Below are 21,227 nucleotides of genomic sequence, written 5' to 3'. Positions count from 1 at the left end.
CCTCGTCAGAAGTATGACGAGCCTCATCTTCAGCGCAAAGCGCTGACCAATTCTTCGAGCCAGGGCTCGGCATCGGTTTCCGGGGTCACTGTTTCGCTGGCGTCCAGACGCAGCATCGGAAGTACTTCATGCAGCCCCAGCTCACCGAACAATTCGTGCATTTGTTCGCCGCCGCCACAGAACGTATCGCCATAGCTCGCATCGCCCAAGGCGATGACCGCTCCCGGCAGGCCGCGCCAGGCGCCGGGCAGTTGATCGCGAATCATCGAATACAACGGTTGCAGGTTGTCCGGCAATTCACCCATGCCGGTGGTCGACGTCACCGCCAGAAACGCTTGCGGTTCGAAAGCCAGGACATCGGCCAGTGACGCGCGCGGGTTGTGCAGGGTTTCGTGACCGGCAGCGTTCAAAATTTTTGCGGCGTGACGGGCGACTTCTTCAGCCGTGCCGTACACCGAGCCGGAAATAATGGCGACTTTCATCAATCTGATCCTGAAACTGAGTGAAAGACCGGATATTAACAGCAGGACCTGCATTGTTCTTTTAGAATGCAACACACCCTCAAACCGGAAAGGACTCTCCGATGATCAATGCTCAACTGCTGCAAATGGTGATCAACGCTTCCAACGACGGCATCGTGATCGCCGAAAAGGAAGGCGAGCAGGACAAGATCCTGATTTACGTCAACCCGGCGTTCGAACGACTGACGGGTTACACCAGCGAAGAAATCCTCTATCAGGATTGTCGTTTCTTGCAGTCGGGCGACCGGGATCAGGAAGCGCTTCCAACCATACGCGACGCATTGAACAAGGAAGGATCCTGCCGGGAAATCCTCAGGAACTACCGCAAGGACGGCACGCCTTTCTGGAATGAACTCTCGCTATCGACAGTGAAAGACCCGAACGACGGGCAGACTTATTTCGTCGGTGTGCAGAAGGACGTCACGACGCAAGTCAAAGCACAGCAGCGCGTGGCGCAACTGGAATCACAGTTGGCCGAGGCGCTCGCCGAACTATCTGCGCTGAAAGCGACGAACGGCGCAAACAAAACTGCGAATTAAGTGTCATTAACTACAATCACCAATGACTTTGTAACTATACCTTTCGAGCAAGCCATGCAGCGCGACGCACTCCTCACTCAGGATGAGCTGGATTTCATCCAGACCATGCAACACAACCCGCAGCTCAATGTGCGGGATGCGACGTCGAGCCTGCTCGTCAACGGTGGTTCGCAGATACGTGATTTGCTCACGCGCCTCGCCGCTCATGAGCAAGTCACCATCCAGGCCAATTTCGAAAACCAGCAAATGACCTTCCCCCTCCACCTGGTGGAAGACGAGTTTCATGCGCTGCATTTGCGTCTGGGTGTGCCAAGCATTTACGAAGACGGGCCAATGGTCCGTCCTTGGCGCTTGGTCCTGGAAGAACCGGTGGCGCTGGAAAACGCCAAAGGCCAGCCAGGCACGATGTATGTGCATGAAGTGTCGTGCAAAGGGGTTTTGCTGGAAGTCCGCAACAAGACCAAGCCACCCAAGCATTTTGCCTTGTGGTTCAGCCCGTCCGGCTATGAACGGATTGCATTGCGCGGCAGCTTTGAGCGTGAAACCGAACAGGGCTTTTACGCCTACGAGTTGAGCCAGTCTGACAAGGACGAAACCGAACGTCTGCGCCAGTACATCCTTCAGCAACATCGCCTGACACACCCCGCCCTACATATCTGAATCTCAGGTATCCAGATTTCCCGCCAGGAACTGTTTCAGACGCTGGCGCATCACCGTCCCCTCATTCCCCAGACAACCGATCGATGACCCGGCCAGGCTTTCCTGAGCCAGTTCCGACGTGTCGCCGGCGAGCAACAATCGACAATCCAGGCTCATAGCCAGGCGATTTAGCCGCCGGGGCAATTCTGCGGTCGGCGCGTGATTGGACACCAACACCAACGCCTGGGGTTTGACCCGCTCACAGATCAGGGTCAACTCGTCGAAGGGCTGACCAATCGCCAGCACCTGAATCGCCGAATCGACACTGCTCAAGTACAGCGCGGTGATCAGGACTTCCAGCTCACGGGCCTGGTCGGCCAATGCACAGACGATGATTCGACGTGGCTGCATGACACGCACCAGCAGCAGCCTTTGCAACACGCGAGAACGTAGAAAGCCGTCCAGAAAAAGCCACTTGCTGGTCAGGCCGAAGGCTTCATGGTGGTGCAGCAATTGCTTCCAGAGCGGCAGCAAAATGTCCTCGAACACCACTGAGAGCGGGTAACTGGAGAAGATCTGCCCATAAACCTGCTCCAACTGCAACTCGTCAAAGGCCTTCACCGCGGCCAGGACTTGTTCCTGCCATTGGGTGTAGTCAGCCTGAACGAGTTCGTTGGGAATGATCTGCGCCAGCGCCTTGAGCGGTTCGATCTTGGCGAGGATCTTGCCAACCTTGCTGACTGCGACGCCGCGCTCGACCCAGTCGAGAATGCTACGAACGCGCTCGATATCGGCCATCGAGTACAAGCGATGCCCACTTTCGGTGCGCAAAGGCTGGATCAGACCATAACGCCGCTCCCAGGCACGCAGCGTAACCGGGTTGATCCCCGTCAGACGCGCTACCTCTCGAATTGGAAATAGCTCTTCCTGCTCAATGGAAAGCTTCACCTGCGCGGTAGTAGATGTATCGTCAGTCAGTACCGGCATCAGAAAATCGACATCCCTGGTCAAATTGGATCCCATTTAACCCTCCCCCTCCCGGACTTTTCAAGGCATTTATTAACGACAAACAATGTTGGGGGCTTGGCCATAATCAGGAATAATCCTTGCTTGTCTCAAGTCGCAGCCCACCACCCCGGTGCTGTGCCTGGCGAAACGCCTACCCGGTGTACCGCAAACGTTCACGGAGATACATGATGTCTACCTCACCCGTCACCCTGATGGTTGCGCGCCGCGTGGCCGAAGGGCGCTATCAAGACCTGATGGCCTGGTTGCGCGAAGGCGAGCAACTGGCCACCGATTTTCCCGGTTATCTGGGCTCTGGCGTGCTCGCTCCGCCGCCCGACGATGACGAATTCCAGATTATTTTCCGCTTTGCCGATGAGCAGACCATGCACGCCTGGGAACACTCTGCGTCGCGCACAGCCTGGCTGGCACGCGGCAGTGACCTGTTTGCCCACAAGACGGAACATCGCGTCAGCGGGATCGAGGGCTGGTTCGGCGCGGTCGGTCAGCGCCCGCCCCGCTGGAAACAGGCGGTAGCGATCTGGCTGGCGTTCTTTCCAGTGTCCCTGTTGTTCAACTTTATCCTGGGGCCTTTGCTGAACGAAGTGAGCCTGCTGCCACGGGTGCTTGTCAGCACGCTGTGCCTGACGCCGTTGATGGTCTACTTCTTCATTCCGTTGTCGACCCGCCTGCTGGCCAACTGGCTGAATAGCACACCGGCACGGCCATTGACTGTCCAGCCTTCCACACAGAACCGCTAAGCCGTCACCAACATAGGTACACGCCTCCCGTCGCTGGTATAGTTTTGCTCTTACCGCGACGCGAGCCGTTCATGACCTCTTCCGCAGCCCCAATCCTCATCACCGGTGCCGGCCAGCGTGTCGGCCTGCACTGTGCGCAGCGTTTGATCAAAGACGGCCAACGGGTGATCTTCAGCTACCGCAGCGAACGCCCGGGCGTCCAGGCATTGCGCGATCTGGGCGCTCTCGCTGTGTTTGCCGACTTTTCCACTGAAGCAGGGATCCTGGCGTTCATCAGCGAGCTGAAAACCCACACTGACAGCCTGCGGGCGATTGTCCATAACGCCTCCGAATGGCTGAGCGAAACACCGGACAACGACGCCGCTGCCTTCACCCGCATGTTCAGCGTGCACATGCTTGCGCCTTACCTGATCAACCTGCACTGTGCCGACTTGCTGCAACGCTCGCACCCGGCGGACATTGTGCACATCAGCGATGACGTGACCCGCAAGGGCAGCAGACGGCACATCGGCTACTGCGCCAGCAAAGCCGGGCTCGACAGCCTGACCCTGTCCTTCGCCGCGAAATATGCGCCGACAATCAAGGTCAACGGTATCGCGCCCGCCCTGCTAATGTTCAACCCCGAGGACGACGCGGCTTACCGCGCCAAGGCACTGGCCAAGTCCGCGCTGGGCATCGAACCTGGCAGCGAAGTGATCTACCAGAGCCTGCGCTACTTGCTCGACAACCCTTATGTCACCGGCACCACCCTGACCGTCAATGGCGGAAGGCACCTCAAATAAGATGCCCCGCGAGGATGTTCCATGACGCTGATCCTGCCCCAGAACGCACTGTCCCAAAGCTACCGCGAGATCCTCATCGGTCTTGGTGAAAACCCGGATCGCGAAGGCCTGATCGACACCCCGGTGCGCGCAGCCAAAGCCATGCAGTACCTCTGCCATGGTTACGAACAAAGTGTTGAAGAGATCGTCAATGGTGCGCTGTTCGCCTCTGACAACGATGAAATGGTCATCGTCGACAACATCGAGCTGTACTCGCTCTGCGAACATCACCTGCTGCCCTTCATCGGCAAGGCCCATGTGGCTTATATTCCAACGGGCAAGGTGCTGGGCCTGTCGAAAATTGCGCGACTGGTGGACATGTTCGCCCGGCGCCTGCAAATCCAGGAAAACCTCACCCGGCAAATTGCCGATGCGGTGCAACAGGTGACCGGCGCGGCAGGCGTCGCGGTGGTCATCGAAGCCAAACACATGTGCATGATGATGCGCGGTGTCGAGAAACAGAATTCAACCATGAACACCTCGGTGATGCTCGGCGCCTTTCGCGAGTCGAGCAACACCCGCCAGGAGTTCCTGCAATTGATTGGACGGAGCACGTCGTAATGCCACAACTTCAACCAGGCATGGCACGCATCCGGGTCAAGGACCTGTGCCTGCGGACTTACATCGGAATCAACGAGGATGAAATCCTCAACAAGCAGGATGTGCTGATCAACCTGACCATCCTGTATGCGGCCCAGGAAGCAGTGCGCGACAACGACATCGATCACGCGCTGAACTACCGCACCATCACCAAGGCAATCATCGCCCACGTTGAAGGCAATCGCTTTGCCCTGCTGGAACGCCTGACCCAGGAAATCCTCGATCTGGTCATGGCCAACACGTCGGTGCTGTACGCCGAGGTTGAAGTCGATAAACCTCACGCCCTGCGATTCGCCGAGTCGGTGTCGATTACGCTCGCGGCAAGCCGCTAAGCTTCAAGCTTCAAGCTTCAGGCGTTAAGCTACAAGCCACCGCAATCCATCTTGCAGCTTGAAGCTTGCCGCTTGAAGCTGCCTCGCAGAGGCCCCCATGACCGATCAACAACGCCTGGAACTTGAAGCCGCCGCCTTTCGCCGACTGGTAGCGCATCTGGACAGCCGCAAGGATGTGCAGAACATTGACCTGATGAACCTCTCCGGTTTCTGCCGCAACTGCCTGTCCAAGTGGTACAAGGCCGCCGCCGACGAACGCCAGATCGACGTCAGCCTCGATGACGCCCGCGAAGTGGTGTACGGCATGCCGTACGCCGAATGGAAAGCCCAATACCAGCAAGAAGCCAGCGCCGAACAACAAGCGGCGTTCGCCAAAGGAAAACCCAATGAGTGATTTGAACACCCTGCGCGCCAGCCTCAAGAGTGGCGAACACGCCTTTGCCGACACCCTGGCCTTCATCGCCGCCGGTTACGACTATCAGCCACAGGCCTTCAACAACGGTGGTGTGGAAAACGCAGCCGGTCAGAACGAAGGTTCGTGCAAAACCCTGGGTCTGGCGCTGCTGGAGGGCTTGAGCGATGAAGAAGCGCTGCTGGCGTTTGGCGAGCATTACCGCTCGGTGGTGGCAACGCCTGAAGGCAGCGACCACGGCAATATCCGCGCGCTGATTGCTCATGGGCTGGCTGGTGTGAAGTTCACTCAGCAACCGCTCACTCGCCGCTGATTCACGCCTGACTGCACATCCCGACTTTTAAGATTGACCCGGCCACTTTATTTCGTTTGCCCCAAACCGCTGCTCACGGCTTAGATAAAAAGAAGCATCCCTTCTTCAGAGTCGGTCATCCATGAGCAGCGAATCCATCAGCCGGTCGATCAACATCGTTCATCCTGTCACGCTCAGCCACGGCAAAAATGCCGAGGTCTGGGACACCGATGGCAAACGCTACATCGACTTCGTCGGTGGCATCGGCGTACTGAATCTCGGCCATTGCCACCCGCGCATCGTCGAGGCCATTCGCGAACAAGCCACCCGCCTGACCCACTACGCGTTCAACGCCGCCCCGCATGTGCCCTACCTCGAACTGATGGAGCGTCTGAGCGCGTTCATTCCGGTGGATTACCCGGTCAGCGGCATGCTCACCAACAGCGGCGCGGAAGCAGCGGAAAACGCCCTGAAGATCGTCCGTGGCGCCACCGGGCGCACCGCCGTGATCGCCTTCGACGGCGCCTTCCACGGCCGCACCCTCGCCACCCTCAACCTCAATGGCAAGGTCGCCCCCTACAAACAGAAAGTCGGCGTGCTGCCCGGTCCGGTGTTTCACTTGCCCTACCCGAGCAAGGACAACGGCGTGACCTGCGCCGAAGCGCTGAAGGCCATGGACCGACTGTTCAGCGTCGAAATCGATGTTGAAGACGTGGCCTGCTTCATCGTTGAACCGGTGCAGGGTGAAGCAGGCTTCCTCGCGATGGACGTGGAGTTCGCCCAAGCGCTGCGCACGTTCTGCGATGAAAAGAACATCCTGCTGATCGCCGATGAAATCCAGTCCGGCTTCGGCCGCACCGGCGAGCGTTTTGCGTTTTCGCGGCTGGGCATTGAGCCAGACCTGATCCTGCTGGGCAAAAGCATTGCCGGCGGCGTGCCGCTGGGCGCGGTGGTCGGGCGCAAGGCATTGCTCGACACGTTGCCCAAGGGCGGTCTGGGCGGCACTTACTCGGGCAATCCCATCGCCTGCGCTGCCGGGTTGGCGACGCTGGATGAAATGACGGATACCAACCTGCGAGCCTGGGGCGCGCAGCAGGAAGAAGCGATCGTCAGCCGATATCAAGCCTGGCGCGCCAGCAAACTTTCACCGTATCTGGGGCGCTTGACCGGTATTGGCGCGATGCGCGGCATCGAGTTGGCCCATGCCGACGGCACACCGGCGCCGGCCCAGTTGACGCAATTGCTGGCGTTGGCACGAGAGGCAGGCTTGCTGCTGATGCCCAGCGGCAAGTCGCGCCACATCATCCGCCTGCTGGCACCGCTGACCACCGAAGCCTCCGTGCTCGAGGAAGGGCTGGACATCCTTGAGGCCTGCCTCGCGAAACTGTCCTGACAGCAAAATGAGCTCAGGGACTGACATAGCGAATTATGGTCGCTTGTTGTCCCTGAATTCGCGTCGCAATACTGACCAAAACCCCCTTTACCTAGCGAGATCGTCACCACCTACAAACCGAGGCAGTCATGTATCACGACAATATAATTTATAAGAAAAAGTCTAACGATCCTCAATTCCTGCTCGGCGTAGCCGTGGTGCTGTTTCTTGGCTCCTACCTGATGAACCTGGGTAACAGCGCCCTCAGTCATTTTCTGCAACCGCTGCTGGGCAATGCCCCGGACAGCCTGACCGCTCGCAACATTGCCATTGGCCTGGGCATCGCTGCACTGGGCACGCTGAACTTCCATGTGCTCGGGCGGTTGAAGTTCAAGGTACAAACCACGGTGGTGTGGGTCGAGTTGCTGATTCTGTTTCTGGCATTCTTCGACACCTTCGATCTCTCCTACAGTTTCATTCTCGACAAGGTCGGTTTCCTCATCATCCAGGGCGCCGCCACCACCTTGTACATCTCTGCCGTGGCCATTGTGATCGCGTTTGTACTGGCGTTGATCGGCGCGGTGGCGAAGCTGTCGAACAACGGCCTGGCCAATGCGCTCGCGTCGTTCTACACCTCGTTCTTTCGTGGCGTACCGCTGCTGATTCAGATCTACCTGATTTACCTGGGTCTGCCGCAACTCGGCTATGTGGTTGACGCCGTGCCGGCCGGCATTCTGGCGCTGTCGCTGTGCTACGGCGCCTACATGACCGAAATTTTCCGTGCCGGTATCCAGAGCATTCCGGTCGGTCAGTGGGAAGCGTCACGAGCGCTGAACATCAGCCCGTTCAAAACCCTCAGCCGCGTGATCATGCCCCAGGCCTTGCGGGTGATCATTCCACCGACCGGCAATCAATTCATCGCCATGCTCAAGGACAGTTCGCTGGTGTCGGTGATCGGTGTCTGGGAACTGATGTACCTGGCCAAGACCCAGGGCCGTGCAGACTTCCGCCACCTGGAGATGCTGATTACTGCGGCAATGATTTACTGGGCGCTGTCGTTCATTCTCGAACGGGTGCAGGCGCGGATCGAAAAACGGGTCAACCGTTCCACGGCAAGGGGCTGATACGTGATGACTCGAACCAATACCGCTGAACAGCTTCACCTGGCTGCGACTGTAAATCCCGGTCCTTCAATGATTTCGATCACCGGCCTGAACAAGTGGTACGGCAATTTTCACGCCTTGCGCGATGTTGACCTGACAGTCGCCACTGGCGAAATCCTGGTGGTGTGCGGACCGTCGGGTTCGGGCAAGTCGACAATGATCCGCTGCATCAACCACCTGGAAAATTTCCAGAAAGGCCACATCCAGGTCAATGGCATCACCCTCACCAGCGAAGCGGAAAGTGTCAGCGCCGTGCGCAGCGAAATCGGCATGGTGTTTCAGAGCTTCAACCTGTTCCCGCACTTGAGTGTGATGGACAACCTGACCCTGGCCCCGCAACTGGTGCAAGGCGTGTCGTCTGCCGAGGCGAAAAAACGCGCACAGCTTTACCTCGAACGCGTGCGCATTGCCGAACACGCGCACAAATATCCGTCGCAACTGTCCGGCGGTCAGCAGCAACGCGTGGCCATTGCGCGGGCGCTGTGCATGAATCCCAAAGTGATGCTGTTTGACGAACCGACCTCCGCACTGGACCCGGAAATGGTCCATGAAGTGCTGGACGTCATGAGCGAACTGGCCACCGACGGCATGACCATGATCTGTGTGACCCACGAGATGGGCTTCGCCAGCAAAGTCGCGGACCGTGTGTTGTTCATGGACCAGGGCCAGGTCATCGAACAAGCCACCCCGGCCGAGTTTTTCAACAACCCGCAGACCGAACGCGCGCAGAAATTCCTGTCGCAAATCATCGGTCACTGAGAAGCGCTTTACCCCCCGCATAACAATAACGAAAAGTGGAGATGGACATGCTCAGTAGAAAACGCGCAATCACCCTCGCAGCCTCCCTGTCACTGTTGTTTGTCGGCGTCGCCAATGCCGGCGCCGTGCTGGACAAGATCCAGAGCAGCAAGACGATGACCGTCGCCACCTCGGCGACCTGGCCACCGCAGGGGTTTATCAATGACAAAAACGAAATCGACGGTTTTGACATTGATGTTTCCAAAGAGATCGCCAAGCGTCTCGGCGTCGAGGCCAAATTCATCACACCCGACTGGGACGTGATTACCGCAGGCAAGTGGAATGGCCGCTGGGACGTGTCTGTGGGCTCGATGACGGCGACCAAAAGTCGTGCGCGGATTCTCGATTTCCCGGGCACCTATTACTACGTTCCCTATGTGTTTGCAGTGCACAACAAATCCACGGTCACCGACCACAAAGCCCTCAATGGCAAAACCATCGGCGTCGAAGGCGGCACCACGTCCGAGGATTATTTCAGCCAGGCGCTGGCCATCGAAACCACCGACGTGCCGCCCGTTGTCTACGACGTCAAAACCGAGAAAATGAAGACTTACTCCGGCTCCGTCGGCCCACTCGACGACCTGCGCCTGGGCGACGGTACCCGACTGGATGCGATCCTCACGCAACGCAGCACGCTGGATGCCGCCGTCAAGAAGGGTTATCCGTTGCGCGCCGTCGACAACGGTGTGGTGTTTTACGAACCGTTGGCCGTTGCCACCGACAAGGGTGACCCGGAGTTGAAGGCCAAGCTGGGTGAAATCATCGGCGAAATGCACAAGGACGGCACGCTGACCAAGCTGTCGGACAAGTGGTACGGCGTCGACTACTCGACCATCAAGTAAACGCCCCCCTTTCTGTGGGAGCAAGCAGGCTCACTCCCACAGAGAACCGACTCTTCAAGGATTGACCATGTCCTTCCCCAACACCTGGTATTCCCGGACCTCGCTGCCCCGCCCAGCCAGGTCTGAATTGAACACGGACGAAACCTGCGACGTGTGCATCATCGGTGCCGGCATCGCCGGCCTCACGGCGGCCCTTGAGCTGACCCGCCGCGGCAAGCGCGTGATCATCCTCGAAGCCCATCAGGTCGCTTGGGGCGCGTCTGGACGCAATGGCGGCGTGGTCTCGCCGGGCTGGGCGGAAGGGTCTGGCGCGATTCGCAAGAAACTTGGGCTGGAACACGCCAGGGCGCTGTTCCAGATGTCGGTCGAAGGCGTGGAGATTGTCCGCCGCAACATCGCTGAATTGGCCCTGAGCGGTTGCACGCCGTCCGCCGGCACGATTCGGGTCAAGCGCTACGACGACGGTGCCGGCGTGAAAAGCCACATTGACGCCATGCGCCGCGATTTCGGGTATGAACTCAACTTTCTCGACACCGCGCAAATCCGCGAACGGGCACACACGTTGCGCTATTTCCAGGGTGTCGAAGACCCGAACGCCATGCATTTCCACCCGCTCAATTATTGCCTGGGCCTGGCCCTGGCCATCGAAACGGCTGGAAGCAGGATTTTCGAGCAATCGAAGATGCTCGCCTGGCACCGTGAAGGCAGCGACAACATCATCAAGACCGGGCATGGCACCGTGTGCTGCAAGGACCTGGTGTTCTGCGCCGGCGGTTATGGCGGCGCCGAGTTGCAAAAGCTCTGCCGCGCGTACCTGCCCATCGCCACCTATGTGGTGTTAACCGAACACCTGGGCGACTCGATCAAAAACGTCCTCGATTCCGGCGCGGCTTTTTCCGATGACCGCCGCGCGTCTGACTACTATCGCATCGTCGAAGGCGATCGCCTCCTCTGGGGTGGACGGATCACGACCCGCAACGAACAGAACGAGCAAGCCCTGGCGGCGATGCTCAAGGCCGACATGGTGTCGGTCTACCCGCAACTGGCACCGGTAAAGATCGAATTGGCCTGGTCCGGTCTGATGGGTTACTCCACCAATAAAATGCCCAACCTGGGGTTATTGGAACCGGGTGTTTGGGCCTGTACTTCATTTGGCGGTCACGGTCTGAATACCGGCTCGATTGGTGGGCGGGTGATTGCCGAGGCGGTGTGCGGGGAAACGAAGCGGTATGAGTTGTTCAAGCCTTACCTGCTGGACTGGAATGGCGGGCCGTTCGGGCGCGTGGCCGCCAATGCGATCTATCAATCGCTGAAAGTGATGGATTTCGTTCAGGAGCGGCTCAAAGGCTGAAGGTCTGACGCCCCGCCTGTGGGAGCGAACTTGCTTGCGATGACATCGATCATTCAACATTGATGTCGACTGAAACACCGCTATCGCGAGCAGGCTCACTCCTACAGTTTCTTCAGCGCGCCTGGCCCTGCTTCATACTGCGTAGGGTGAGCGGCTATCGCCCAGGCGATACGCGCTAGTTTATTGGATCCCCAGCAGGTTGGCCTTGCCACCCGTGCTGTACTGCCTGGGCACCAAGCCAACGGACGCAGCAAAATCGCGACTGCATCGGTACTGCTGACCATCGCCCATCTCCACAGCCAATAGGCTGGCGGTGATCGGCCCGACACACGGCAAGCTCAGCAAACGACTACCCAGCTCGGCAGGTTGCCGAAAAAATGCATCACCTGCGGTCGTGAGAACTTTTTGCGAAACACCTCACGACCCGACTTATCCTGACCGTGAAGGTGGAAACTGTGTTTACCGAGATCGATACCGATCAGCGCTGACTCGCTCATGATGATGGCCTGCGAAAACAAAACACCCTGCGAAAGCGTAGCCCTCGCAGGGTGTGGGGTGACCATCTCATTAAACCGGCCGAGGCCGGTTTTTTCATTTCGACGATCTCAGAACGTGGCGTTCTGCAGGTCGTCCAGGTAACGCTCGGTGTCCAGTGCCGCCATGCAGCCGGCGCCGGCCGAGGTGATGGCCTGACGGTAAACGTGGTCAGCCACGTCACCGGCGGCAAAGATACCTTCAACGCTGGTCGCCGTGGCGTTGCCTTCACGGCCGCCCTGCACCACCAGGTAGCCGTCTTTCAACGTCAGCTGACCTTCGAACAACGAGGTGTTCGGGGTGTGGCCGATGGCGATGAACACGCCGTCGACTTTCAGCTCGTCGAAGCTGCCGTCGTTGTTCTTCAGGCGAGCACCGGTCACGCCCATGTTGTCGCCCAGGACTTCGTCCAGGTTCGAGTTCAGTTTCAGCTCGATTTTGCCTTCGGCAACCCGGGCATTGAGCTTGTCGATCAGGATCTTCTCGGCGCGGAAGGTTTCGCGACGGTGGATCAGGGTCACCTTACTGGCGATGTTGGCCAGGTAGAGCGCCTCTTCAACCGCGGTGTTGCCGCCGCCGACCACAGCCACTGGCTTGTTGCGGTAGAAGAAACCGTCGCAGGTCGCGCAGGCCGACACGCCTTTGCCCATGAATGCTTCTTCCGACGGCAGGCCCAGGTAACGAGCGCTGGCGCCGGTCGCGATGATCAGTGCGTCGCAGGTGTACTTCGCGCTGTCGCCGATCAGGGTGTACGGCTTGGAAGCAAAGTCCACGGCATTGATGTGATCGAAAACAATCTCGGTCTCAAAACGCTCGGCGTGCTCTTTCATGCGCTCCATCAACACCGGGCCGGTCAGGCCGTGGACGTCGCCCGGCCAGTTGTCGACTTCGGTGGTGGTGGTCAGCTGACCGCCGGCTTGCATGCCGGTGATCAGCAGCGGCTTGAGGTTGGCACGGGCGGCATAGACCGCAGCGCTGTAACCGGCAGGGCCGGAACCGAGAATAATCACTCGCGAATGACGGACTTCAGACATGACCTGCTCCTGTTGACCGGCCCTGAACAACGGGCGCGGAACGCCGGGTTGCCGGCGGGAATAAAAAAGGACCGTGGTTGACCTTGGGGAAGGCTTGAGTACGACAGTCCTGCAAAAAGATTGGGTGCAGCGTATCGAGGGGGCGAAGATTAAGGAAATACGGTTTAACAATCCAGCTCATAGGCGGTCTCTATCCCACTGCGGCGACTATATAGGCGTCTTTGTTACAGTGAATGTCGATACCGCCGCCGCGCTTTCCCCCTTTCGGCAAAGCCGGTAAGGTCGGCGCGTTTCCCTCTGCCCGGAGCACGTTATGCCCGCACCCGTCCTGTCCGGACCGCAATACCTGCGTGAAGGCCTCAAGTTGGTCCTCAGCCCCAGCCTGCGTTTATTCGTGTTGTTGCCGCTGGCCATCAACCTGGTGCTGTTCGTCGGATTGATTTATCTGGCTGGCCATCAATTCAGTGTGTGGGTCGATACGCTGATGCCGACCCTGCCCGACTGGCTGAGTTTTCTCAGCTACATCCTCTGGCCAATTTTTGTGGTGCTGGTGGTGTTGATGGTGTTTTTCACCTTCACCATGCTCGCCAACGTCATCGCCGCGCCCTTCAACGGCTTCCTCGCGGAGAAAGTCGAAGTGGTGGTGCGCGGCACCGACGACTTCCCGTCCTTCAGTTGGGGCGAACTGATCGCCATGATTCCGCGCACCCTGTCCCGGGAGATGCGCAAACTCGGCTACTTCCTGCCTCGGGCGATCGGGCTGTTCATCCTGTCCTTCATCCCGGTGGTCAACATCATTGCCGCGCCGCTGTGGCTGTTGTTCGGGGTGTGGATGATGGCGATCCAGTACATCGACTACCCGGCAGACAACCACAAGCTGGGCTGGAACGAGATGCTCGCCTGGCTGCGGCAGAAGCGCTGGCAGAGCATGAGCTTCGGCGGCAGCGTGTATCTGGTGCTGTTGATCCCGGTGGTCAACATTCTGATGATGCCGGCCGCCGTGGCGGGCGCGACGTTGTTCTGGGTGCGTGAGCGCGGCGCGGAGAATCTGGTGGCCCAGCGCTGATCAGGTCATAAATCCATCATCAAAGCGCCACAATGACGACATGGCCTCAGCCCACACTGAGGTCATGACGACAGCTCTGCATATCACCCTGATCACTGAAACATTCCCTCCGGAAATCAACGGCGTGGCCAATACCCTTGGCCGTTTGTGCGACGGTTTGCGCGCGCGCGGGCATCAGGTGGAATTGGTCCGGCCACGCCAACTGTGTGATCTGCAGATGAGCAGTGACGATGATTTGCTGTTGTGCCGCGGCTGGCCGCTACCGGGCTATCCCGGCCTGCAATGGGGCCAGTCGTCGATGCACAAGTTGCTCAGGCGCTGGACCCGGCATCGCCCGGACGTGCTCTACATCGCCACTGAAGGGCCGCTGGGTTTGTCTGCATTGCGTGCGGCACGGCGGCTGGGGATTTCGGTGGTCAGCGGCTTTCACACCAACTTTCAGCAGTACTCCAACCAATACGGACTGGGGTTGCTGACGCGATTGCTGACTCACTACCTGCGCTGGTTCCACAACCGTTCGACCCTGACCCTGGTGCCGAGCCCCAGTCAGCGCATGGAGCTTGAGCGTCGCAGCTTCGAACGCCTGGCATTGCTCTCCCGGGGGGTCGACAGCCAATTGTTTCATCCGAGCAAAAGGCTGGCATCGCTGCGGGAACAATGGGGATTGGCCGAGAACGACATCGCGATCATTCATGTCGGGCGCTTGGCCCCGGAGAAAAACCTCGGCTTGCTCAAGCGCAGTTTCGACGCACTGAAGGCCACTTATCCCCAGCGCAACCTGCGTTTGATCGTGATCGGCGACGGCCCCCAACGAGCGACGCTGGAGCAGGAACTGCCCGAGGCGGTTTTCTGCGGTTCGAAACGCGGCGAAGCGTTGGCCAGTCACTACGCATCCGGTGACGTATTTCTGTTTCCGAGCATGACCGAAACGTTCGGCAATGTGGTGCTTGAGGCATTAGCGTCGGGATTGGGGGTGGTCGCTTACGATCAGGCGGCCGCCGCTCAACATATCCGTCATGGCTATAACGGCGTGCTGGCGATGCCGGGGGATGAAGAGGCGTTCTGTGATGCGGCAGTGTGGCTGCTGGAAGAGCGCGAGACCTTGCGCTGCGTGCGCCTGAATGCGCGACAGCATGCGAGCCGGCAGGGTTGGGCGGCGATTATCGAGCAGTTCGAGGGGCAGTTGCGGGGGGCTTGTGTGGGGGAGTTGGTGGTGCCGACTGCATCGACTGTCCCTTGATGGTTGGTGACATTGGGTCAGTCATCGCGAGCAGGCTCACTCCTACAGGGGTTCTGTGTCGTGCACAAAACCTGCGGGAGCGAGCCTGCTCGCGAAGAGGCCCTTCCAGACGCGACTTAAACCAACGTCATCAACGCCTCTCGGCTGAACGGCAGGATGTCTTCCTCTCGACCGTCTCGTACTTTTTGCGCCCAATCCGGATCAACCAGCAACGCACGCCCCACCGCCACCAGATCGAATTCGTCGTTGTTCAGACGCTCCAGCAGTTTCTCCAGGCTCGCCGGCTGGGCAATCTTGTCGGTGTTGACCATGAACTGCAGGAACTCGCCATCCAGGCCCACGCTGCCCACGGTGATAGTCGGTTTGCCCGTCAGTTTGCGGGTCCAGCCGGCCAGGTTCAGCTCGGAACCGTCGAATTCCGGCTCCCAGAAACGGCGCGTCGAGCAGTGAAAAATATCCACGCCAGCGTCGGACAACGGCTTGAGGAACTCGCCCAGCGCTTCCGGGGTTTGCACCAGACGCGCGGTGTAATCCTGCTGCTTCCATTGCGAGAAACGGAAGATGATCGGGAAACCTTCACCGACCGCGGCGCGCACCGCTTGAATCAGTTCGATAGCAAAACGTGAACGGTTGGCCAGATCGCCACCGTATTCGTCGGTGCGCTGGTTGCTGCCTTCCCAGAAGAACTGGTCGACCAGATAGCCGTGGGCACCGTGGATTTCCACGCCGTCCATGCCGATGCTCTGGGCATCCTTGGCGGCTTGGGCGAACGCGGCGATCACGTCCTGAATATCCTGTTTGGTCATGCCATGAACCACGACCTGACCGTCTTTCAGTTTTTCTGACGGGCCGTAACCCGGCACGTTCGCATCCGGTTCGGTGCCGATACGGCGCACGCTGCCGACATGCCACAGCTGTGGAACGATCTTGCCGCCTTCGGCATGCACCGCATCGACAACTTTCTTCCAGCCGGCCAGCGCGGCTTCACCGTAGAAATGTGGCACGTTCGGGTAGCCGTTCGACGCCTTGTGACCGACGGTGGTGCCTTCGGTGATGATCAAGCCGACGCCTGCGGCGGCGCGACGACGGTAGTACTCGATCACTTTGGAATTAGGCACGCCACCCGGCGAAAACGAACGGGTCATCGGCGCCATGACGACGCGGGTCGGCAGTTCGAGGGTGCCGAGGTGGAACGGTTTGAACAGGGCTTTAACGGGCATGGGGCACTCCACGAAAACGATATCGACGGGATGGAATTTTATGACGGCGATAATATGTGCAGTTCAAAGCCAAGCCCAGCACTATTGATCTGAGTGATTAAGGGACAAAAGGCAGGCAGAAAAAATCGCAGCCCGAGGGCTGCGATTTTTTGGGGGGGTCAGCTCAGCGCTTTTTCAATCGCATGCACGATCGTCGGATCATCCGGCGCCGTACGCGGGGAAAACCGCGCCAGCACACGACCGTCCTTGCCCAGCAGGAATTTTTCGAAGTTCCAGGTAATGTCACCCGGGAATTCCGCGCCCTCGCCCGCCAGCAGGCGGTACAGCTGATGACGCTCATGACCGTTGACTTCCAGCTTGCTGGACAACGGAAAGGTCACGCCATAGTTGAGGCTGCAAAACTCCTGGATTTCCTGTTCGGAACCCGGCTCCTGCCCGGCAAACTGGTTGCAAGGCAAGCCGAGTACGCTGAAACCCTTACCTTTGTATTGCTGGTAGAGGTTTTCCAGCGCCGCGTACTGTGGGGTCAAGCCACATTTGGAGGCGACGTTGACCACCAGCACGACTTGCCCTTTGAAAGGCGCCAGCGGTAGCTCCTGTCCATCCAGGGCTGTCAACTTAAGGTCGTGAAAAGCACTCATGACGAACTCCAAATTCCCGTGTTCTTCTCGAAACAGCCACTTGGCAATGCCGCCAGGGACAGCCGCCGACTAAAAAGGCGCCCTCGGGCGCCTCTCCAGTTCTCTGAGCTTAGCGCAGAAAATCAGTGGTGATGGCCACCTTCGCCATGGACGTGACCATGAGCGACTTCTTCCTGGCTGGCGTCACGGATGTCGATGATCTTGACCTGGAAATTCAGGCGCTGACCGGCCAACGGGTGGTTGCCGTCGACGGTGACATCGTCGCCGTCCAGATCGCGAATGGTGACGATCTGCATCTGGCCGTCCGGAGCGGATGCGTGGAACTGCATACCTACTTCCAGCTCGTCGACGCCTTCGAACATGCTGCGGCTCAACGTGCTGACCAGTTCGGCAGCGTATTCGCCGTAGGCATCTTCAGGTTCAACGGCTACGGTCAGCTCGTCGCCGACAGCTTTGCCTTCCAGAGCCTTTTCCAGGCCCGGGATGATGTTACCTGCGCCTTGCAGGTAGACCAGCGGCGCGCCACCGGCGGAGCTGTCGATGACCTCACCAGCGTCGTTGGTCAGGGTATAGTCGATGGAGACAGCCTTATTGGCGGCGATCAGCATGGGGCGAGACCTTTTGCATAAGAATGAAGAAAGGCCAAGTTTAGCGAAGCCATCGCCCGAAAGCGAACACAACCCGGACGGAAGGTTGGCGACGCCAGGCGCAACGGTCACCGGTTTCCATCAGGATGAGGACGGGCATTGGGTGGCCGAGCTTTCCTGCGGCCATACTCAGCACCTGCGCCACCAGCCACCGTGGCAATCGCGTGCCTGGGTCCTGGATCCCGCGCAACGTATTGAAAAAATAGGCCAGCCCTTTGATTGCGGTTGGTGCGCACAAGGCCCGGTTAGCGATAACCTTGGCGACTGAATTTCGGTAGATCGTCAGGTATAAACGATCGCCTTTGCCATGCTCCCTTAGAGAATCCGCATGCAAACTTTTTTTATCGCACCCACCGATTTTGGTGTGGGTCTGACCTCCATCAGCCTCGGGCTGGTGCGCACCCTTGAGCGTGCCGGCCTCAAGGTCGGTTTTTTCAAACCGATTGCCCAGCCACACCCGGGCGACACCGGCCCGGAGCGGTCCACCGAACTGGTGGCGCGCACCCACGGTTTACGGCCACCGCAGCCGCTCGGCCTGGCGCACGTCGAGCGCATGCTCGGTGATGGCCAGCTGGATGAGCTGCTCGAAGAAATCATCACCCTGTATCAGCAAGCCGCCGTCGGCAAGGACGTGCTGGTCGTGGAAGGCATGGTCCCGACCCGCAGCGCCAGCTACGCCGCGCGGGTCAATCTGCATTTGGCCAAGAGCCTGGATGCCGACGTGATTCTGGTCTCCGCGCCAGAAAGCGAAGCCCTGACCGAGCTCTCCGGCCGCGTGGAATTGCAGGCCCAATTGTTCGGCGGGCCGAAGGACCCGAAAGTACTCGGCGTGATCCTCAACAAGGTCAAGACCGACGAAAGCATGGACGTCTTCGCCACGCGCTTGAAAGAACACTCGCCGTTGCTGCGCAGCGGTGATTTCCGTTTGCTGGGCTGCATCCCGTTCCAGCCGGAATTGAATGCGCCGCGCACCCGCGACGTCGCCGACCTGATGGGCGCACAAATCCTCAATGCCGGCGATTATGAAACCCGGCGCATGACCAACATCATCATCTGCGCCCGCACCATGCGCAACACCGTGGAGCTGCTCAAGCCCGGCGTGCTGGTGGTGACACCCGGTGATCGCGACGACATCATCCTCGCCGTCAGCCTCGCGGCCATGAACGGCGTGCCGCTGGCCGGCCTGCTGCTGACCAGCGACACCCTGCCCGACCCGCGCATCATGGACCTTTGCCGTGGCGCCTTGCAGGCCGGTTTGCCGGTGCTGTCGGTGAGCACTGGCTCCTACGACACCGCGAACCAGTTGAACGGTTTGAACAAGGAAATCCCGATCGACGACCGCGAGCGTGCGGAGATCATCACCGACTTCGTCGCCAGCCATCTCGATGCCAACTGGCTGCACCAGCGCTGCGGTACCCCGCGTGAGATGCGCCTGTCGCCCGCCGTGTTCCGTTATCAATTGATCCAGCGTGCCCAGGCGGCGAACAAACGCATCGTGTTGCCAGAAGGCAGCGAGCCGTTGACCGTACAAGCCGCGGCGATCTGTCAGGCCCGTGGCATTGCCCGTTGCGTGTTGCTGGCTAAACCGGCGGACGTCGAAGCCGTCGCCCGCGCCCAAGGCATCGAGCTGCCGCCGGGGCTGGAAATTCTCGACCCGGACCTGATCCGCGAACGCTATGTCGAGCCAATGGTTGCCCTGCGCAAAAGCAAAAGCCTCAACGCGCCGATGGCCGAGCAGCAACTGGAAGACACTGTGGTGATCGGCACCATGATGCTGGCGCTGGATGAAGTCGATGGCCTCGTCTCCGGGGTCATTCACTCCACCGCCAACACCATCCGCCCGGCCCTGCAGCTGATTAAAACCGCGCCGGGCTGCACCTTGGTGTCGTCAGTGTTCTTCATGCTGTTCCCCGAAGAAGTGCTGGTCTACGGCGACTGTGTGATGAACCCGCACCCGAGCGCCAGCGAACTGGCCGAGATCGCCCTGCAAAGCGCCGACTCGGCGGCCGCGTTTGGCATCACTCCGCGCGTGGCGATGATCAGCTATTCCAGCGGAGAGTCCGCCAGTGGCGAAGAAGTCGAGAAGGTCCGCGAGGCGACGCTGCTCGCCCACGAACAGCAAAACTCGCTGCTGATCGACGGCCCGTTGCAGTACGATGCCGCCGCCAACGAAACCGTCGCCCGGCAACTGGCCCCCAACAGCCAGGTCGCCGGTCGCGCGACGGTGTTCGTGTTCCCCGACCTGAACACCGGCAACACCACCCACAAAGCCGTGCAGCGCAGCGCCGACTGCGTGAGTCTCGGGCCGATGCTGCAAGGCCTGCGCAAACCGGTGAACGACCTGCCGCGCGGTGCGCAAGTCGATGACATCGTCTACACCATCGCGTTGACCGCGATCCAGGCTGCCAACCGACCTATGGATGTTTAAATGCTGGATTCCCTGCCTGCCGCCATGCGCGGCGTGATTGCCTCGTTGTTGTTGGCCCTCAATACCATTCTGCTGTGCTCGTTTCTGTTCTGCGTGGCGATTTTCAAGGTGCTGCCGTTCGCCATCACCCAGCGTTTCACGCGCTGGCTGATGAGCCACACCCATGAAGCGTGGATCAGCAACAACAAGGCCTGGATGAACCTGGTCTGCCGCACCCGCTGGCACCTCAGTGGCCTGGAAAGCCTGGACTATCGGCACTCGTACCTGATCACCAGCAACCACCAGAGCTGGGTCGACATCATGGTGCTGCAATACGTGCTCAACCGTCGCATCCAGCCGCTGAAGTTTTTTCTCAAGCAGGAGCTGATCTGGGTGCCGGTGATTGGTCTGGCGTGGTGGACGCTGGGCTTTCCGTTCATGAAGCGCTATTCCAAGGCGTACCTGGAAAAGCACCCGGAGAAGAAAGGCAAAGACCTGGAAACCACCCGCAAGACCTGCGCGAAGTTTCGCAACAGCCCGGTGGGGATTTTCAACTTCGTCGAGGGCACGCGCTTCACCGAAGGCAAGCATGCCCAGCAGAAATCACCGTTCAAGTATTTGCTCAAACCCAAGGCCGGTGGCATTGCGTTTGTGCTGGATGCGATGGGCGAGCAGCTGGAGTCCATCGTCAACGTGACGATTCACTATCCGGGCGGCCGTCCGGGCTATTGGGATTTGCTCTGCGGGAATGTGAAGGACGTGGTCGTGCATTTTCAGGAGCTGAAGATACCGCCGCAGTTTATTGGCAAGAACTACGACCAGGATGGCGAGTATCGATTGCAGTTTCAGGGGTGGATCAACCAGCTGTGGCTGGATAAGGATGCGTTGCTGGGGCAGATGCACCGGGAGTATCCAGCCAAGTCTTGAGGCGCGCGTTCCGGCCTCATCGCGAGCTTGCTCGCGATGGCGATCTTAAGGACACAAAAAAAC

At 59.3% G+C, this 21,227-nt stretch carries 25 protein-coding genes and 1 pseudogene; 18 read left to right on the top strand and 8 right to left on the bottom strand.

Annotated features, from left to right (window positions below; translation table 11 throughout):
* Positions 1-29: 29 nt before the first annotated feature.
* Positions 30-482, bottom strand: coding sequence for a flavodoxin (locus SB725_RS23930; protein ID WP_059181603.1), 453 nt, complete (start codon positions 480-482; stop codon positions 30-32).
* A 101-nt stretch (positions 483-583) separates the two neighbouring features.
* Between SB725_RS23930 and SB725_RS23925 the strand changes: the two genes are divergently transcribed.
* Entirely contained in the window at positions 584-1,060 is a 477-nt protein-coding gene (locus SB725_RS23925; RefSeq protein ID WP_059181604.1) for a PAS domain-containing protein, read from the top strand.
* Between the two features lie 54 nt (positions 1,061-1,114).
* On the top strand, positions 1,115-1,720 hold the full coding sequence (locus tag SB725_RS23920) for a hypothetical protein (RefSeq protein ID WP_027924568.1): 606 nt from the start codon (positions 1,115-1,117) through the stop codon (positions 1,718-1,720).
* A 3-nt stretch (positions 1,721-1,723) separates the two neighbouring features.
* On the opposite strand, the gene SB725_RS23915 is transcribed toward SB725_RS23920, so the two are convergent.
* A complete protein-coding gene (locus SB725_RS23915) occupies positions 1,724-2,722 on the bottom strand; it encodes a MerR family transcriptional regulator (protein WP_032833574.1) in 999 nt (332 codons plus the stop codon).
* 173 nt (positions 2,723-2,895) lie between these two features.
* On the opposite strand from SB725_RS23915, the gene SB725_RS23910 reads away from it, so the two are divergent.
* From SB725_RS23910 to SB725_RS23860, 11 genes are all read left to right on the top strand, one after another.
* On the top strand, positions 2,896-3,465 hold the full coding sequence (locus tag SB725_RS23910) for an antibiotic biosynthesis monooxygenase (protein WP_027924566.1): 570 nt from the start codon (positions 2,896-2,898) through the stop codon (positions 3,463-3,465).
* A 71-nt stretch (positions 3,466-3,536) separates the two neighbouring features.
* Positions 3,537-4,247, top strand: coding sequence for a dihydromonapterin reductase (gene folM / locus SB725_RS23905; RefSeq protein ID WP_410922654.1), 711 nt, complete (start codon positions 3,537-3,539; stop codon positions 4,245-4,247).
* Positions 4,248-4,268: 21 nt separating this feature from the next.
* A complete protein-coding gene (gene folE / locus SB725_RS23900) occupies positions 4,269-4,847 on the top strand; it encodes a GTP cyclohydrolase I FolE (protein WP_027924564.1) in 579 nt (192 codons plus the stop codon).
* Positions 4,847-5,218, top strand: coding sequence for a dihydroneopterin triphosphate 2'-epimerase (gene folX, locus SB725_RS23895; RefSeq protein WP_027924563.1), 372 nt, complete (start codon positions 4,847-4,849; stop codon positions 5,216-5,218). Before folE ends, folX begins: the two co-directional genes overlap by 1 nt.
* Before the next feature lie 97 nt (positions 5,219-5,315).
* Positions 5,316-5,612, top strand: a complete 297-nt coding sequence (locus SB725_RS23890; protein WP_007944633.1) for a DUF1244 domain-containing protein — start codon at positions 5,316-5,318, stop codon at positions 5,610-5,612.
* Positions 5,605-5,943, top strand: coding sequence for a HopJ type III effector protein (locus tag SB725_RS23885; RefSeq protein WP_027924562.1), 339 nt, complete (start codon positions 5,605-5,607; stop codon positions 5,941-5,943). The genes SB725_RS23890 and SB725_RS23885 overlap by 8 nt, the downstream gene beginning before the upstream one ends.
* A gap of 121 nt (positions 5,944-6,064) precedes the next feature.
* Positions 6,065-7,315 (top strand): aspartate aminotransferase family protein, encoded by a 1,251-nt coding sequence (locus SB725_RS23880; RefSeq protein ID WP_410922653.1) that lies wholly within the window; start codon positions 6,065-6,067, stop codon positions 7,313-7,315.
* A 128-nt stretch (positions 7,316-7,443) separates the two neighbouring features.
* On the top strand, positions 7,444-8,418 hold the full coding sequence (locus tag SB725_RS23875; protein ID WP_027924560.1) for an amino acid ABC transporter permease: 975 nt from the start codon (positions 7,444-7,446) through the stop codon (positions 8,416-8,418).
* 69 nt (positions 8,419-8,487) lie between these two features.
* On the top strand, positions 8,488-9,216 hold the full coding sequence (locus tag SB725_RS23870; protein WP_032833571.1) for an amino acid ABC transporter ATP-binding protein: 729 nt from the start codon (positions 8,488-8,490) through the stop codon (positions 9,214-9,216).
* Between the two features lie 47 nt (positions 9,217-9,263).
* Positions 9,264-10,097, top strand: a complete 834-nt coding sequence (locus SB725_RS23865; RefSeq protein WP_027924558.1) for a transporter substrate-binding domain-containing protein — start codon at positions 9,264-9,266, stop codon at positions 10,095-10,097.
* A 67-nt stretch (positions 10,098-10,164) separates the two neighbouring features.
* Positions 10,165-11,448, top strand: a complete 1,284-nt coding sequence (locus SB725_RS23860; RefSeq protein ID WP_410922652.1) for an NAD(P)/FAD-dependent oxidoreductase — start codon at positions 10,165-10,167, stop codon at positions 11,446-11,448.
* A 186-nt stretch (positions 11,449-11,634) separates the two neighbouring features.
* Here SB725_RS23860 and SB725_RS23855 read toward each other — a convergent pair.
* The 3 genes and pseudogenes from SB725_RS23855 to trxB form a co-directional block, all read right to left on the bottom strand.
* Positions 11,635-11,808, bottom strand: a pseudogene (locus SB725_RS23855) (transposase); the annotation flags it as partial.
* The gene (locus SB725_RS23850) at positions 11,787-11,945 is read right to left on the bottom strand and encodes a hypothetical protein (RefSeq protein WP_410922651.1); all 159 of its coding nucleotides are present in this window, start codon (positions 11,943-11,945) and stop codon (positions 11,787-11,789) included. The gene SB725_RS23850 and the pseudogene SB725_RS23855, both read right to left, overlap by 22 nt.
* A 108-nt stretch (positions 11,946-12,053) precedes the next feature.
* On the bottom strand, positions 12,054-13,016 hold the full coding sequence (gene trxB / locus SB725_RS23845) for a thioredoxin-disulfide reductase (protein ID WP_410922650.1): 963 nt from the start codon (positions 13,014-13,016) through the stop codon (positions 12,054-12,056).
* A gap of 313 nt (positions 13,017-13,329) precedes the next feature.
* Here trxB and cysZ point away from each other — a divergent pair, with 313 nt between their 5' ends.
* A complete protein-coding gene (gene cysZ / locus SB725_RS23840; RefSeq protein ID WP_027924555.1) occupies positions 13,330-14,082 on the top strand; it encodes a sulfate transporter CysZ in 753 nt (250 codons plus the stop codon).
* Between the two features lie 40 nt (positions 14,083-14,122).
* Positions 14,123-15,322: a glycosyltransferase family 4 protein gene (locus SB725_RS23835; protein ID WP_027924554.1), complete on the top strand. Its 1,200-nt coding sequence runs from the start codon at positions 14,123-14,125 to the stop codon at positions 15,320-15,322.
* 116 nt (positions 15,323-15,438) lie between these two features.
* On the opposite strand, the gene SB725_RS23830 is transcribed toward SB725_RS23835, so the two are convergent.
* The 3 genes from SB725_RS23830 to SB725_RS23820 all read right to left on the bottom strand — a co-directional run bounded on the left by SB725_RS23830 (position 15,439) and on the right by SB725_RS23820 (position 17,791).
* Entirely contained in the window at positions 15,439-16,542 is a 1,104-nt protein-coding gene (locus SB725_RS23830; protein WP_059181609.1) for an NADH:flavin oxidoreductase, read from the bottom strand.
* 158 nt (positions 16,543-16,700) lie between these two features.
* Positions 16,701-17,183 (bottom strand): glutathione peroxidase, encoded by a 483-nt coding sequence (locus SB725_RS23825; protein ID WP_027924552.1) that lies wholly within the window; start codon positions 17,181-17,183, stop codon positions 16,701-16,703.
* Positions 17,184-17,305: 122 nt separating this feature from the next.
* On the bottom strand, positions 17,306-17,791 hold the full coding sequence (locus SB725_RS23820) for a peptidylprolyl isomerase (RefSeq protein ID WP_045061434.1): 486 nt from the start codon (positions 17,789-17,791) through the stop codon (positions 17,306-17,308).
* On the opposite strand from SB725_RS23820, the gene SB725_RS23815 reads away from it, so the two are divergent.
* Genes SB725_RS23815 through SB725_RS23805 form a run of 3 tightly spaced genes read left to right on the top strand, consistent with a single transcriptional unit; the run spans position 17,760 to position 21,164 of the window.
* On the top strand, positions 17,760-18,098 hold the full coding sequence (locus tag SB725_RS23815) for a DUF3565 domain-containing protein (RefSeq protein ID WP_081743972.1): 339 nt from the start codon (positions 17,760-17,762) through the stop codon (positions 18,096-18,098). The genes SB725_RS23820 and SB725_RS23815 overlap by 32 nt on opposite strands.
* 60 nt (positions 18,099-18,158) lie before the next feature.
* Entirely contained in the window at positions 18,159-20,258 is a 2,100-nt protein-coding gene (pta, locus tag SB725_RS23810; RefSeq protein ID WP_027924550.1) for a phosphate acetyltransferase, read from the top strand.
* On the top strand, positions 20,259-21,164 hold the full coding sequence (locus tag SB725_RS23805; protein ID WP_027924549.1) for an acyltransferase: 906 nt from the start codon (positions 20,259-20,261) through the stop codon (positions 21,162-21,164).
* The last annotated feature ends 63 nt before the right edge of the window (positions 21,165-21,227 follow it).

The organism is Pseudomonas sp. SIMBA_041 (assembly GCF_046535095.1).
Taxonomy (GTDB): domain Bacteria; phylum Pseudomonadota; class Gammaproteobacteria; order Pseudomonadales; family Pseudomonadaceae; genus Aquipseudomonas; species Aquipseudomonas mucoides.
Note: the sequence above shows the minus strand (reverse complement) of the source record. Positions and strands in the feature narration are given on the sequence as shown.

What these genes read in the sequence shown, in the direction of transcription:
- SB725_RS23930 (WP_059181603.1), bottom strand. Translation starts at nt 482, where the DNA reads ATGAAAGTCGCCATTATTTCCGGCTCGGTGTACGGCACGGCTGAAGAA.
- SB725_RS23925 (WP_059181604.1), top strand. Translation starts at nt 584, where the DNA reads ATGATCAATGCTCAACTGCTGCAAATGGTGATCAACGCTTCCAACGAC.
- SB725_RS23920 (WP_027924568.1), top strand. Translation starts at nt 1,115, where the DNA reads ATGCAGCGCGACGCACTCCTCACTCAGGATGAGCTGGATTTCATCCAG.
- SB725_RS23915 (WP_032833574.1), bottom strand. Translation starts at nt 2,722, where the DNA reads ATGGGATCCAATTTGACCAGGGATGTCGATTTTCTGATGCCGGTACTG.
- SB725_RS23910 (WP_027924566.1), top strand. Translation starts at nt 2,896, where the DNA reads ATGTCTACCTCACCCGTCACCCTGATGGTTGCGCGCCGCGTGGCCGAA.
- folM (WP_410922654.1), top strand. Translation starts at nt 3,537, where the DNA reads ATGACCTCTTCCGCAGCCCCAATCCTCATCACCGGTGCCGGCCAGCGT.
- folE (WP_027924564.1), top strand. Translation starts at nt 4,269, where the DNA reads ATGACGCTGATCCTGCCCCAGAACGCACTGTCCCAAAGCTACCGCGAG.
- folX (WP_027924563.1), top strand. Translation starts at nt 4,847, where the DNA reads ATGCCACAACTTCAACCAGGCATGGCACGCATCCGGGTCAAGGACCTG.
- SB725_RS23890 (WP_007944633.1), top strand. Translation starts at nt 5,316, where the DNA reads ATGACCGATCAACAACGCCTGGAACTTGAAGCCGCCGCCTTTCGCCGA.
- SB725_RS23885 (WP_027924562.1), top strand. Translation starts at nt 5,605, where the DNA reads ATGAGTGATTTGAACACCCTGCGCGCCAGCCTCAAGAGTGGCGAACAC.
- SB725_RS23880 (WP_410922653.1), top strand. Translation starts at nt 6,065, where the DNA reads ATGAGCAGCGAATCCATCAGCCGGTCGATCAACATCGTTCATCCTGTC.
- SB725_RS23875 (WP_027924560.1), top strand. Translation starts at nt 7,444, where the DNA reads ATGTATCACGACAATATAATTTATAAGAAAAAGTCTAACGATCCTCAA.
- SB725_RS23870 (WP_032833571.1), top strand. Translation starts at nt 8,488, where the DNA reads ATGATTTCGATCACCGGCCTGAACAAGTGGTACGGCAATTTTCACGCC.
- SB725_RS23865 (WP_027924558.1), top strand. Translation starts at nt 9,264, where the DNA reads ATGCTCAGTAGAAAACGCGCAATCACCCTCGCAGCCTCCCTGTCACTG.
- SB725_RS23860 (WP_410922652.1), top strand. Translation starts at nt 10,165, where the DNA reads ATGTCCTTCCCCAACACCTGGTATTCCCGGACCTCGCTGCCCCGCCCA.
- SB725_RS23850 (WP_410922651.1), bottom strand. Translation starts at nt 11,945, where the DNA reads ATGAGCGAGTCAGCGCTGATCGGTATCGATCTCGGTAAACACAGTTTC.
- trxB (WP_410922650.1), bottom strand. Translation starts at nt 13,016, where the DNA reads ATGTCTGAAGTCCGTCATTCGCGAGTGATTATTCTCGGTTCCGGCCCT.
- cysZ (WP_027924555.1), top strand. Translation starts at nt 13,330, where the DNA reads ATGCCCGCACCCGTCCTGTCCGGACCGCAATACCTGCGTGAAGGCCTC.
- SB725_RS23835 (WP_027924554.1), top strand. Translation starts at nt 14,123, where the DNA reads ATGGCCTCAGCCCACACTGAGGTCATGACGACAGCTCTGCATATCACC.
- SB725_RS23830 (WP_059181609.1), bottom strand. Translation starts at nt 16,542, where the DNA reads ATGCCCGTTAAAGCCCTGTTCAAACCGTTCCACCTCGGCACCCTCGAA.
- SB725_RS23825 (WP_027924552.1), bottom strand. Translation starts at nt 17,183, where the DNA reads ATGAGTGCTTTTCACGACCTTAAGTTGACAGCCCTGGATGGACAGGAG.
- SB725_RS23815 (WP_081743972.1), top strand. Translation starts at nt 17,760, where the DNA reads ATGGAGACAGCCTTATTGGCGGCGATCAGCATGGGGCGAGACCTTTTG.
- SB725_RS23820 (WP_045061434.1), bottom strand. Translation starts at nt 17,791, where the DNA reads ATGCTGATCGCCGCCAATAAGGCTGTCTCCATCGACTATACCCTGACC.
- pta (WP_027924550.1), top strand. Translation starts at nt 18,159, where the DNA reads ATGCAAACTTTTTTTATCGCACCCACCGATTTTGGTGTGGGTCTGACC.
- SB725_RS23805 (WP_027924549.1), top strand. Translation starts at nt 20,259, where the DNA reads ATGCTGGATTCCCTGCCTGCCGCCATGCGCGGCGTGATTGCCTCGTTG.